This window comes from Cryobacterium sp. TMS1-13-1, from assembly GCF_004403125.1.
GTDB classification, from domain to species: domain Bacteria; phylum Actinomycetota; class Actinomycetes; order Actinomycetales; family Microbacteriaceae; genus Cryobacterium; species Cryobacterium levicorallinum.
In genome coordinates, this window is sequence record NZ_SOGX01000017.1 from 29,668 (window position 1) to 42,315 (window position 12,648).

The window sequence follows — 12,648 nt, forward strand, 5'->3', positions numbered from 1 at the left end:
CATGGCAAAGTCGCTGTCCGTCAGCGTTGTGTCGGCCGACCAACAGGTCTGGACCGGCGAAGCGACGATGGTTGTCGCCAAGACCGTCGAGGGCGAGATCGGTATTCTTGCCGGTCACGAACCGATGTTGGCGATTCTGGCCGCAGGCGATGTTCGCCTCACCCTGGCCGATGGTTCCAAGGTCGTCGCGAAGGCTGAAGACGGCTTTCTGTCCGTCGACAACGACATTGTGACCGTCGTGGCTCGCAAGGCTGAACTCGTCTAACAACGGAACACCTTTGCTCATACTGCTACCGCCGTCGGAGACGAAACGCTCCGGCGGCGAAGCTGTACCCTTGGACTGGTCGCTCCTGGCTTACCCGGCCCTCAGCGTCAAGCGCCGATCCCTCGCCCGGGCGCTGGTGAGCCTGTCGCGGCACCCGGAAGCGGCGATGGCCGCCCTGAAACTCGGTCGCACCCAGTTGTTCGAACTGGACCGCAACCGTGAGCTTCTGCGGTCGCCGACCATGCCAGTCATTGACCGTTATACCGGGGTGCTCTTCGATGGGTTGGATGTTGCCACCCTGACGGTCCCGCAGCGCGAGTTCGCGCAGGCCCACCTCGTCGTGCATTCCGCGCTGCTCGGGCCGCTCGCGGCACTGGACCCGATTCCGGCCTACCGGCTGTCGCATGACTCCCGGGTACCGGATCTGACCTTGAACAAGCATTCGCTCAAACAACATTGGGCCGCCGACGTGCAGAAGCTCCTCGGCCGAACCGAGGGCCTGTTGCTTGATTTGCGCTCGGAGGCCTATGTCGCCCTGGGCGCCCGGCCGGTGCGCCCGAACTCGATCTACCTGCGGGTTGTCGCCGACAGCGGCGACGGCCAGAGACGCGCTCTCAATCACTTCAACAAGAAGTCCAAGGGGGAATTCACGCGGGCCCTGATCGACAACGGGCACAACTTCGGGACCGTTGCCGACCTGATCGACTGGGCCCGATCGGTCGGTATCAGGCTGGCACCCGGTGCGCCCGGTGAACTTCAGCTTCTCGTCGAGCAGCATCTGGCCAGCAAGGGCCAGCCGGCGAAGTCGACGATCTACACGGCCCGGTAGCACGCAGACGCGTCTTCGGAAGCAGACTAGTGGTGCACGATGCCCTCGTGGTCGAGCAGCCAGGCCTTGGTGGGGATGCCCTGACCGGCACTGTAACCGGTGATTCGCCCCGTGGTCGCGAGCACGCGGTGGCAGCCGATGATGATCGGCACTGGGTTGGCGCCGACAGCTCCACCGATGGCGCGGCCCGATGCGGCGCGCCCGATGTCAGTGCCGAGCGCACCGTACGCGATGACCTCGCCGAAGCCCAGAGTTGAAAGGCGAGCCCACACGCTGCGTTGAAATTCGGTGCCGCGGGTCAGGTGCACCGGAAGGTCGAACGAGTGTCGGGTCCCCGCAAAATACTCGTCCAGCTGCTTGGCCGCCCGTCGCAGTACCGGGGAGGGGTTCTCGGCGGATTCCTCGAGCGGAAGGTGACCGTCGGTTTCGATCGAGAGCGAGAGGATGCCGTCATCATCGGCGGTGAGCTCAAGCCGCCCGAGGGGGCTCGGCAAGCGAAGGAGCGCGGGAGGCATGGTGGTCATATTTCGACTGTAGCCGCACCCAAATGAGCGTACTCGCGGGTTTCGGACATCGGTGCCGAACGCCCGCAACGGTGCGGCTGTGCAGGAGACGGTCGGTTTGCCCCGAGCCGGCCGAACGGTCCTAGTCTAAAGGGATGGCTCAGATTGAATATCGCAGACTTGGCTCCTCCGGACTGACCGTTTCAACGATCGGACTGGGTTGCAACAACTTCGGCCGCAGCGGTACGGCGTCGGAGGGACAGGACGGCACGACCGCCGTCATTGATGCGGCATTCGAGGCCGGGGTGACGCTCTTCGACACGGCAGACATCTATGGTGCCGAGCGAGGGCTGAGCGAGACCCTGATGGGTCACTCGCTGCGCGGCAAACGCGACCAGATTGTGCTCGCGTCCAAGTTCGGCATGGACATGGGCGGGTTGAACGGTCCGGACTGGGGCGCGCGCGGCTCGCGCCGGTACATCCGTTTGGCCGTTGAGGCATCGCTTCGACGTCTGCAGACCGACTGGATCGACCTGTATCAGCTGCACGTCGCCGATCCATTGACACCGATCGAGGAAACGCTGTCCACGCTCGATGATCTCATCACCGAGGGCAAGATTCGCTACATCGGCCACTCCAATCTGGCCGGCTGGCAGATCGCGGAGGCGGAGTTCACCGCGCAAATGAACGGGCATCCCAAATTCATCTCGAGCCAGAACGAGTACAGCCTGCTGGTGCGCGATGTCGAAGAGGATGTCCTTCCGGCCGTGAACGCTTACGGCCTGGGCTTTCTCCCGTTCTTCCCCCTCTATAACGGACTGTTCACGGGCAAGTTCTCCCGCGCGGGTGGGCCAGCTGACAGTCGCATCATGATGATCCGGCGCCACCTCGCTGACGATGCTCCCTGGGACGTGATCGAGCAGTACCAGGAGTGGTGCGACGCGCGTGGCGTTAATATGTTGGCGGCGACGTTCGCCTGGCTGCTCGCCCAGCCCGGGCTGACGAGTGTGATTGCCGGCGCGACCAAGCCTGAACAGATCCGTCAAAATGCCAGCGCGGCGACCGCGTGGGAGCCGAGCGCCGACGAGGTGGCCTACATTTCGGACCTCTTTGCCTGAACGTCTGATGTGAAGTTGTGCCGAAGTCGGCGATTTTTGCGTAGGGCGCAATATTTCGGTCGAGGACGTGTCGTAAAGAGTGCACTATGGCATCAGAGGTATCTGCGCCGACCCCTCGGTCTGGGCGGCGCCTATTCACGCATCTAGACGGTTCAGTAGGAGAGTTTCGTGCTTTGGTCCTTGCTCGTGAGTTTTCTGCGGCCGTACTGGCAACTGCTCACCGGGGTGATCGTCTTTCAACTGGCCCAGTCGATCGCTTCCCTTTTTCTGCCCACTCTAAACGCCGACATCATCGACGAGGGCGTCGCCACCGGCGACACCGGCTACATTCTGCGTGTGGGCGGGCTGATGTTGCTCATCACGCTCGCCCAGATCGGGTGCGCGATCGTCGCCGTGTACTTCGGTGCCAAGGTGGCGATGAAGGTCGGTCGTGACCTGCGCGGGGCGGTCTTCAGCCGGGTGGGGGAGTTCTCCGAGCAGGAGGTCACCCGGTTCGGCGCTCCGTCGCTGATCACCCGCTCCACCAATGACGTGCAGCAGGTGCAGATGCTCGTGCTCACCACCTGCACACTGCTCGTCTCCGCGCCCATCCTCAGCATTGGCGGCGTGATCATGGCGATCCGCCAGGATGTGCAGCTGTCCTGGCTGATCGCGGTGAGCGTGCCGATACTGCTCATCGCGGTTGGTCTCATCGTCGTACGAATGGTTCCCCTGTTTCGCAAGATGCAGACTCGCATCGACACCGTCAACCGGGTGCTGCGGGAACAGCTCACCGGCATCCGTGTTGTGCGCGCGTTTGTTCGTGAGACGCAAGAGATTTCCCGGTTCGCCAAGGCTAACCAGGACGTCACCGACGTGGCCCTGGGCTCGGGCCGGCTGATGGCGCTCATGTTTCCCATCGTTATGCTCGTGCTCAACGTGTCGAGCGTCGCCGTGATCTGGTTCGGCGCGTTCCGCATCGAAGACGGTTCGATGCAGGTCGGCACACTGATTGCCTTCCTCAGCTACCTCATGCAGATTCTGATGGCGGTCATGATGGCCACGTTCATGGCCGTGATGATTCCGCGGGCCGCCGTCTCGGCCGACCGCATCGGCGAGGTGCTGGCCACCGCGTCGAGTGTCGTGCCGCCGGCAAACCCGGTGAACGTGACCGTCGGCCACGGCGAGCTCGAACTGCTCGACGTGGGCTTCGCCTATCCCGGCGCCGAACAACCGGTGCTGCGCAACGTGAGCTTCATCGCTCGCCACGGCGAGACCACGGCGATCATCGGCAGTACGGGGAGTGGCAAAACCACCCTAGTGAACCTGTTGCCGCGACTGTTCGACGCCACAAGCGGTTCCGTTCTGGTGGACGGCGTGAATGTGCGCGAGTTGAACCCCGACCTGCTCTGGGGCAATATCGGTCTCGTACCGCAAAAGCCCTACCTGTTCTCCGGCACTGTGCGCAGCAACTTGCTCTACGGCAAACCAGATGCGACGCAAGAGGAACTCTGGCAGGCGCTCACCATCGCCCAGGCCCGGGATTTCGTCACTGAAATGGAGGGCGGGCTTGATGCGAAGATTACCCAGGGCGGCACCAATGTGTCGGGTGGGCAGCGCCAGCGCCTCGCGATTGCCCGCGCCCTGGTGAAACAGCCGGAGCTGTACATTTTCGACGACTCGTTCTCGGCCCTCGACCTCGCGACGGATGCCCGGCTGCGGCTCGCGCTCAAACAGAGCGCCAATGGCGCCACCATGGTCATCGTCGCCCAGCGGGTGTCGAGCATCATCGACGCCGACCAGATCCTGGTGCTGGAAGACGGCCGGATCGTCGGCCGCGGAACCCACGAGCAGCTGCTCGAGTCCAATGCGACCTACCAGGAAATTGTGTCATCCCAGCTCACCGCGGAGGAAGCAGCATGAGCGAGACGCACCCTGACGACAAGCCGGCTCCGCGCCCGCAGCGCGGCGGTGGGCCCTTCGGGGGGATGAATCTGCCGGCCGAGAAATCCCTGAATTTCACGGCCTCGGGCAAACGGCTGCTCGGCAAGCTGCGGCCGGAACGCCTGTTGCTCGTGCTCGTGTTCGCCCTCTCGGTGATCAGCGTGACGTTCTCGGTGCTTGGGCCGCGCCTGCTCGGCGAGGGCACCAACCTGATCTTCTCCGGCGTGGTGTCGAAATTGCTGCCGAGCGGCAGCAGTCAGGCCGACGTGATCGCGGGGCTGCGGGCATCCGGTGACAGCGCGCAGGCCGACATGCTCAGCAGCATGACGCTCACGCCGGGGCTCGGAATCGACTTCGCCATGCTTTCTACCGTGCTGTTCTGGGCGCTCGCGCTCTACGTACTCTCGAGCGTGTTCAGCTGGATGCAGGCCTACGTACTCAACGGAGTCGTGCAGCGCACCGTCTACCGGCTGCGCGAAGAGATCGAGGCGAAAATCAATCGCCTGCCGCTGAGCTACTTCGATAAGAAGCCGCGCGGTGAACTGCTCAGCCGGGTCACCAACGACGTCGACAATATCTCGCAGAGCCTGCAGCAGTCGCTCAGCCAGGTAGTCACGAGCCTGCTCACCGTGATCGGCGTCATCGTGATGATGCTCATCCTGTCGCCACTGCTCGCCCTGATCGCGCTCGTCACCGTGCCGCTGACCCTCGTGATCACCGCTTTCATCGCCAAGCGTTCACAGAAGCTGTTCGTGGCCCAGTGGGCGAACACCGGGGAGCTGAACGGTCAGATTGAGGAGACCTTCACCGGCCATGCCCTGGTCAAGGTGTTCGGCCGGCAGAAGGAAGTCGACGCCCGGTTCAAGGCCAAGAACGACGAACTCTATGAGGCCAGCTTCGGCGCGCAGTTCATCAGCGGCCTGATTATGCCGGCGATGACCTTCATCGGCAACCTCGTCTACGTCGCCATCGCGGTCGTCGGCGGCCTGCAGGTCGCCTCCGGTGCCATGCAGCTCGGTGACGTGCAGGCGTTCATTCAATACTCCCGCCAGTTCACCCAGCCGCTCGCGCAGCTCGGGTCGATGGCCAACCTGCTGCAGTCGGGCGTCGCATCCGCTGAACGGGTCTTCGACCTGCTCGATGCCGAGGAGCAGAGCGAAGACCCGGACTTGGCGCAGACGCCGACTGAAGCGCACGGCCGGTTGGTCTTCGAGAACGTGTCGTTCCGTTATAGCGCCGAGAAGCCGCTGATCGAAGAGCTCAGCCTCGTCGCCGAACCCGGGCAGACCATCGCGATCGTCGGCCCGACCGGGGCCGGCAAGACCACCCTCGTGAACCTCATGATGCGGTTCTACGAGATTGATTCCGGGCGCATCCTGCTCGACGGCGTTGACGTGGCGACCATGACCCGGCACGACCTGCGCAGCCGTATGGGAATGGTGCTGCAGGACACCTGGTTGTTCGGCGGCACCATCCGCGACAATATCGCCTACGGCCGACCGGATGCGACGGAGCAAGACATTCTCGCTGCCGCCACAGCCACCTACGTGGACCGGTTCGTGCACTCGCTTCCGGACGGATATGACACCGTGCTCGACGACGAGGGAGGCAACGTGAGCGCGGGGGAGATGCAGCTGCTCACCATTGCCCGGGCGTTCCTGGCCAAGCCGAGCGTTCTTATCCTCGACGAGGCGACGAGCTCGGTCGACACCCGCACCGAGGTGCTCGTGCAGAAGGCGATGAGCGCGTTGCGGGCCGAACGCACAAGCTTTGTCATCGCGCACAGGCTATCGACTATTCGCGACGCCGACCTGATTCTCGTGATGGAGTCTGGCCGCATCGTGGAGCAGGGCAACCATGTGCAGTTGCTCGCCGCGAACGGTGCCTACCAGGCGCTGTATGCGGCGCAGTTCGCGGCCCCGGTCGCCGACGAGGTTTAGAGCGTCTCCTCCACAGGGAGCCTGCCGCCGAGGTGATCCCCAGATACGCGGTCGGTAGTGTCGGGTTTACGCGCGACCGGGCACAGTGGCGGCATGCAACCAACCCGTGTTAAAGCCCAGAAGGCCCAGGACTTTCTGGCACTCGTTCCCCAGCTGCTCGGGTTTCTGCCCGAGACCAGCGCGGTTCTCGTCGCGTTTCGCGGCAATCGCACCTGCGGCGCCTTGCGCTTCAACCTGCCCGAGGATGGCGCACCGCAGAAGGTGTATCAACGCATCGCCACGACACTGGCCGGGATGCTCTGCAAGATTCCCGGCGTCGACGCTGTCGTTCCCGTCATCTACACGGACGACTCCTTCGTCGAAGCCCGCGGAATCCCACGGGAGGGTTTTGCGGAGATACTGAACCGGCGGCTCGAACTCAGCGGTTTTCTGTTGCGTGATTCGCTCTGCGTGTCAGTGGATGCCTGGGGCAGCTATCTCGACCCGCAGTGCCCGGCGGGCGGGCATCCGCTCAGCGACATTGCCGAGTCCCCACTGAACGACGAGGCGACCGATCCGGCCGAGCGACCGCTCGGCACTTTGCAGAATGGCGCGGAACCGGTCGGCGTCAATCTGGCCACCAAGGAACGCCTCGCCCGGGTCTACCGGCGCTACCGCCACCTGATCGCGCGGGCCGAAAATGCCCCGGAGTTGTTTCCTACCCTCGGCGCGCTGCTCGACCCGGTCGCGATCGCGGAGGAAGCGCTGACCTGGAGCAATCCGCCCACCGAGGATGACGCGGCAGCGCTGCTCGTGCTCGTGCAGTCACCGCCCAATCGCGACCAGATCATGGTGCAGTTCGCCTTCGGCCGTGAGGAAGGCGTTCGCGCCCACAAGGTCAACCTACACTACGTCCTGCTCCAGCACGAGACCGGGCGCAGCCTCGACGATCTCGTGGCCGAGGAGATGGACTCCGGCGACTCGAGCGCCCAACATACCGGGGACATCATGCTCGGGCTGCGGCAGGAACGACCGGATGTCGAGCGGATCCGGATGGCCATCACCCTGTTGCGCACCGTGGTTGCGCTGGCGCCGCGTTCCGCCAGACCGGCGCCGCTCTGCATGCTCGCCTGGCTGTCCTGGGCCCTCGGCAGTGGCTCCGTTGCCGGATTCTTCGTGGACCAAGCGCTCGCCATCGACCCGCGGTACAGCATGGCGAACCTGCTGGAAGTGCTGCTCGGGTCGGGACACCTGCCGGAGTGGGCGTTCGCGGTTCCGCGCCGGGACGACGAGGAGAGCGACGATTTCGGCTACGAAAACGACGAAGACTTTGGCGAAGATGCCGCGCTCAGCGACGACGCTCTGTGGTCCTTCGAGGGCGAGAACAACGAAGACGACGACGAGGCGAGGGCCGCCGGCGGTTGAGGCAGGTGCTGCCCGACGGCGACCCGGTCGCGCATTCGTTTGGAGGCGAGACCGGGTCCCGGCGAACGAACTACAGGTGCTTTGGTGCCTCCGAGAGCACGCCGTGCAGAATCTCGCTGATCTCGGCGAATTCCTTCGGGCCAATGGTCAGCGGGGGAGCGAGCTGAATCACCGGGTCGCCGCGGTCATCGGCGCGGCAGTACAGGCCCGCGTCATACAGCGCCTTGGACAGGTAGCCGCGCAGCAGACGCTCGGACTCGTCGTCGTTGAACGTTTCCTTGGTGCCCTTGTCCTTGACCAGCTCGATGCCGAAGAAGTAGCCGGCACCGCGCACGTCGCCGACGATCGGTAGGTCGAGCAGCGTCTCCAGCTCCTTGCGGAACAACGGCGAGTTCTCGCGCACGTTCTCGTTGAGCTTCTCCTCCTCGAATATGTCGAGGTTGGCCAGGGCGACGGCCGAGGAGACCGGGTGGCCGCCGAAGGTGTAGCCGTGGTAGAACGTCGTATCGCCGTGCTTGAACGGTTCGTAGATGCGGTCGCTGATGATGGTCGCACCGATCGGCGAGTATCCGCTCGTCATGCCCTTGGCACAGGTGATCATGTCGGGCTGAATGTCATAGGTCGTCGATGCGAACATGTTGCCGATGCGACCGAAAGCCGTGATGACCTCATCGGCGACCAGGAGCACGTCGTACTTGTCGCAGATCTCCCGCACGCGCTTGAAATAGCCTGGAGGCGGCGGGAAGCAGCCACCGGAGTTCTGCACCGGCTCGAGGAACACGGCGGCCACGGTCTCCGGCCCTTCGAACTCGATCATTTCTTCGATGCGGTTGGCGGCCCACTGGCCGAACATCTCGAGGTTGTCGCCGAGGCCAAGGCCCGGGCTCATTTCGTCGGCGCGGTAGAAGTTGGTGTTGGGAACACGGAAGCCGCCGGGGGTGACCGGTTCGAACATTTCCTTCATTGTCGGAATGCCGGTGATGGCCAGCGCACCCTGCGGGGTGCCGTGGTAGGCGACGTTGCGGGAGATGACCTTGTGCTTGGTCGGGCGTCCCATGAGTTTCCAGTAGTACTTGGCGAGCTTGAATGCGGTTTCAACGGCTTCGCCGCCACCGGTCGAATAGAACACGCGGTTGAGGTCGCCGGGCGCATAGGAGGCGAGGCGGTCAGCGAGCTCGATCGCGTTGGGGTGGGCATACGACCAGATCGGGAAGAATGCGAGTTCTTCGGCCTGCTTGGCTGCGACCTCGGCCAGGCGCTTGCGTCCGTGTCCGGCGTTGACGGTGAATAATCCGCTCAAGCCGTCGATGTACTGCTTGCCCTGGGAATCCCAGATGTGGTGGCCCTTGCCTTTGACGATGATGGGCACTCCGGCACCGGATTCCATCACCGACTGACGGGAGAAGTGCATCCAGAGATGATCCTTGGCCTTTTGTTGCAACTCGGCGTTGTGCGCGTCGCTGAAGGCAACCGGTGAATCGATGGGTGTGGTGAGCGTCATTTTCTTTACCGTGTTCCCCAGTTATAGAACTGTTTGTGGAGTTTGAGATAAACGAAGGTCTCGGTGGAGAGAACCCCCTCGAGGTTGCGGATCTTGGAGTTGAGCAGTTCAAGTAATTCGTCGTCGTCTTCGCAGACGACCTCGGCGAGAATGTCAAAGGTGCCGGCCGTGAGTACGACATAGTCGACGGCGTCAATCGCAGCGAGTTGCTCGGCGAGAATGCGGGTGTCGGCCGAGGCTCGAATGCCGATCATCGCCTGGCGAAAGAAGCCCAGCTGCATCGGGTCGGTTACGGCGACAACCTGCATGACGCCGGAATCGGTGAGCTTTTGCACCCGCTGCCGTACGGCCGCCTCGCTGAGGCCGACAGCTTTGCCGATCTCCGCGTACGACCGGCGTCCGTCGACCTGCAGTTGTTCGATGATCTTCTTCGACACATCGTCGAGCTGGGCCGGCTTGGGCGGGTGACCACGCCTTTGTCCATTCATGCATCGATTGTGTCAGTCGAAATGCACTTCAGCAAGCGAATCCGTAGCAGTCTTCGCAAAAAACTGCGGATTTCATTTGTGAATCTGGGTGTGCTTCAAACCGAAATCGGTACACTGGGCCGCATGAGCGCCCCCGAACTACGTAACTTCATCAATGGCCAGCACTCCGAGTCGACGTCGACGGAACGGTTTGACCTGATCGATCCGGCGACCGAATCGGTCTATGCCTCGAGCCCGGTCTCGAACGCGACCGACGTCGATGCTGCCTACCGCGCCGCGGCATCCGCTTTCGAAATTTGGGGCGAAACGACCCCGGCGGTACGGCAGCTCGCACTGTTTCGCATAGCGGATGCGATGGAGGCGCGTGCCGAGGAATTCGCCGACGCCGAGTCGCTCGACACCGGCAAGCCACGTTCGACCCTCGTCGACGACGAGATTCTGCTCTCGGTCGATCAGATTCGGTTCTTCGCCGGAGCCGCCCGCAATCTGGAGGGCCGTGCGGCCGGCGAGTATCTGACCGACCACACCTCCTTCATCCGCCGCGAACCGATCGGTGTCGTCGGTCAGGTCACCCCGTGGAACTACCCGCTGAACATGGCGGTCTGGAAATTCGCGCCCGCGCTCGCCGCCGGCAATACGACCGTGCTCAAGCCCTCCGACACGACGCCGAGCGCGACCCTGCTGCTCGCCGAGATCGCCGCGGAGTTCCTGCCGAAGGGCGTGCTCAACGTAATCACCGGTGACCGCACGACCGGTGCGGCCATGATCGACCACAAGACTCCCCAGCTGGTGTCGATCACCGGATCGGTGCGGGCCGGTATGGCCGTCGCCGAAGCTGCCTCACACGATCTCAAACGGGTTCACCTTGAACTCGGTGGCAAGGCACCAGTGATCGTCTTCGACGATGCCGACATCGAGCTCGCCGTGGCCGGCATCGTCGCCGCCGGCTTCTTCAACGCCGGCCAGGATTGCACCGCTGCGACCCGGCTGCTTGTGCAGGCCGGCATTCACGACGAATTCGTCGCCGCGCTCACCGCCTACGCCAGAGAGAACGCGCGCACCGGAGCTCCCAGCGCACAGGGAATCCTGTTCGGCCCGGTGAATAACGTCAACCAGCTCGCTCAGGTCTCCGGTTTCGTCGACCGGCTGCCCGACCACGCCGTGCTCGAACTCGGCGGTCATCGCGTCGGCCAGGCCGGCTATTTTCACGAAGCGACCATCGTGAGCGGGCTGCTGCAGACCGACGAGGCCGTGCAGCAAGAGATTTTCGGCCCGATGATGACCGTGCAGCGATTCACTGACGAGGCCGAGGCGCTGCGCTGGGCGAACGACGTGCAGTATGGTCTTGCGTCGTCGGTGTGGACCCGGGATCACGGTCGGGCGATGCGCTTTGCCAAGCACCTTGACTTCGGTTGCGTCTGGATCAACACCCACATACCGATCGTGGCCGAGATGCCGCACGGCGGTTTCAAGCACTCCGGGTACGGCAAGGACCTCTCGATGTATGGCTTCGAGGACTACACCCGGATCAAGCACGTGATGAGCTACATCGGACATTAGGTGCGGTACGGTGCCAACGGACGGTGCCGTTATTATGGTGCAAGTCCTTCGGTGAACGTTGGAACGGCGGGGCCGGCTTCGCGCCCCACACTCGGAAGGCACTACCCGTGACCCAGATTGGTCAAGGTTCGACCGAATTTCGTGTCGAACTGCCCAGCGTTGGAACGTCGTTGACGCTGGCGTGGGCTGCCCTGACCGACGTTGGTCATCGCCGGGAGGTCAACGAAGACAGCCTGCTCGCCGCGCCACCGCTGTTCGCCGTCGCCGACGGTATGGGGGGGCATTCGGCCGGCGATGTCGCCAGTGCCGCCGTCGTCACAAGGCTGGCCGAGCTGTCCGGAACGCTCGTCGCCGAGGCCGGTTCGATTGACCGCGCCCTCGTGCTGGCCGTCGAGGATATGGCGCAGGGTGTCGGAGTCACCGACCAGGGCACCGGAACAACGGTGACCGGGGTTGCACTGGCCCTGGTTTCGGATGCCGTCAGTTGGATCGTCTTCAACATCGGCGACTCCCGGGTTTATCAGTTGTCCAACGGTGTCCTCGAGCAGGTCACCAACGACCACTCGGTCGTGCAGGAACTCGTCGATGCGGGGCGCATTACCCGCGAAGAGGCCGACGTGCACCCGCACGGCAATATCATCACCCGGGCGGTCGGCTTTCACGAACCGCCTATTCCCGACTATCGCATTCTGCCGATCCAGGCCGGCATGCGCATCCTGGTCTGCTCAGACGGGCTCACCAAGGAACTGACCTCGTACGGTATTCGTCATTTTTTGCTCGAAAAGAAGCTGGCAGCGGATGCCGTCTCAGCGATGGTCGACGCGGCCCTCGAAAACGGTGGTCGCGACAACGTCACCGCGATCGTAGTCGACGTGCTGGCGGTCGACCCCTACGAGGCACCCACGGGCTAATTGCCCCGCGTTCGGGCTTCTAAGCGATCTTTTGTGGGTGCCGGCGCGTGCCTTCCCTAACGTGGCCTGTTTGTGGAACGCGACTCGTGCCGTTGGTTGAGCTTGCCGAGACCGCCATGGACTGGCCTGCGCCGGTCTCGAGAACGCGGGGTCTGCCCGAATGCGTATTCGCACATAAATCCAAACATATCTGAGAATCTCTCGAC

At 63.5% G+C, this 12,648-nt stretch carries 11 protein-coding genes; 8 read left to right on the forward strand and 3 right to left on the reverse strand.

Going from position 1 to position 12,648, the window contains the following annotated elements; genetic code table 11:
- Position 1 precedes the first annotated feature (1 nt).
- Both E3T31_RS15015 and E3T31_RS15020 read left to right on the forward strand, forming a co-directional pair.
- Positions 2–265, forward strand: coding sequence for a F0F1 ATP synthase subunit epsilon (locus E3T31_RS15015; RefSeq protein ID WP_134469863.1), 264 nt, complete (start codon positions 2–4; stop codon positions 263–265).
- 13 nt (positions 266–278) lie between these two features.
- Positions 279–1,094 (forward strand): YaaA family protein, encoded by an 816-nt coding sequence (locus tag E3T31_RS15020; RefSeq protein WP_134469865.1) that lies wholly within the window; start codon positions 279–281, stop codon positions 1,092–1,094.
- 26 nt (positions 1,095–1,120) lie between these two features.
- Here the strand turns inward: E3T31_RS15020 and E3T31_RS15025 are convergent, their stop codons facing one another.
- Positions 1,121–1,618 carry a methylated-DNA--[protein]-cysteine S-methyltransferase gene (locus tag E3T31_RS15025; protein ID WP_134469867.1) on the reverse strand — a complete coding sequence of 166 codons (498 nt, stop codon included), beginning with the start codon at positions 1,616–1,618 and terminating at the stop codon, positions 1,121–1,123.
- 134 nt (positions 1,619–1,752) lie between these two features.
- Between E3T31_RS15025 and E3T31_RS15030 the strand changes: the two genes are divergently transcribed.
- The 4 genes from E3T31_RS15030 to E3T31_RS15045 all read left to right on the forward strand — a co-directional run bounded on the left by E3T31_RS15030 (position 1,753) and on the right by E3T31_RS15045 (position 7,982).
- Positions 1,753–2,715 (forward strand): aldo/keto reductase, encoded by a 963-nt coding sequence (locus tag E3T31_RS15030; RefSeq protein ID WP_134469869.1) that lies wholly within the window; start codon positions 1,753–1,755, stop codon positions 2,713–2,715.
- 168 nt (positions 2,716–2,883) lie between these two features.
- A complete protein-coding gene (locus E3T31_RS15035) occupies positions 2,884–4,617 on the forward strand; it encodes an ABC transporter ATP-binding protein (protein WP_134469871.1) in 1,734 nt (577 codons plus the stop codon).
- Complete coding sequence (locus E3T31_RS15040; RefSeq protein WP_134469873.1) at positions 4,614–6,578, forward strand: ABC transporter ATP-binding protein; 1,965 nt, start codon at positions 4,614–4,616, stop codon at positions 6,576–6,578. The genes E3T31_RS15035 and E3T31_RS15040 overlap by 4 nt, the downstream gene beginning before the upstream one ends.
- 93 nt (positions 6,579–6,671) lie before the next feature.
- Complete coding sequence (locus tag E3T31_RS15045) at positions 6,672–7,982, forward strand: DUF4192 domain-containing protein (RefSeq protein ID WP_134469875.1); 1,311 nt, start codon at positions 6,672–6,674, stop codon at positions 7,980–7,982.
- Positions 7,983–8,052: 70 nt separating this feature from the next.
- Here E3T31_RS15045 and E3T31_RS15050 read toward each other — a convergent pair whose 3' ends face one another.
- Positions 8,053–9,483 (reverse strand): aspartate aminotransferase family protein, encoded by a 1,431-nt coding sequence (locus E3T31_RS15050; protein ID WP_134469877.1) that lies wholly within the window; start codon positions 9,481–9,483, stop codon positions 8,053–8,055.
- A 5-nt stretch (positions 9,484–9,488) separates the two neighbouring features.
- Positions 9,489–9,971, reverse strand: a complete 483-nt coding sequence (locus tag E3T31_RS15055) for an Lrp/AsnC family transcriptional regulator (RefSeq protein WP_134469879.1) — start codon at positions 9,969–9,971, stop codon at positions 9,489–9,491.
- A gap of 123 nt (positions 9,972–10,094) precedes the next feature.
- Here E3T31_RS15055 and E3T31_RS15060 point away from each other — a divergent pair, with 123 nt between their 5' ends.
- Together E3T31_RS15060 and E3T31_RS15065 are read left to right on the forward strand one after the other, a co-directional pair.
- Complete coding sequence (locus E3T31_RS15060) at positions 10,095–11,531, forward strand: gamma-aminobutyraldehyde dehydrogenase (RefSeq protein ID WP_134469881.1); 1,437 nt, start codon at positions 10,095–10,097, stop codon at positions 11,529–11,531.
- 107 nt (positions 11,532–11,638) lie between these two features.
- Positions 11,639–12,442: a PP2C family serine/threonine-protein phosphatase gene (locus E3T31_RS15065; protein ID WP_134469883.1), complete on the forward strand. Its 804-nt coding sequence runs from the start codon at positions 11,639–11,641 to the stop codon at positions 12,440–12,442.
- The last annotated feature ends 206 nt before the right edge of the window (positions 12,443–12,648 follow it).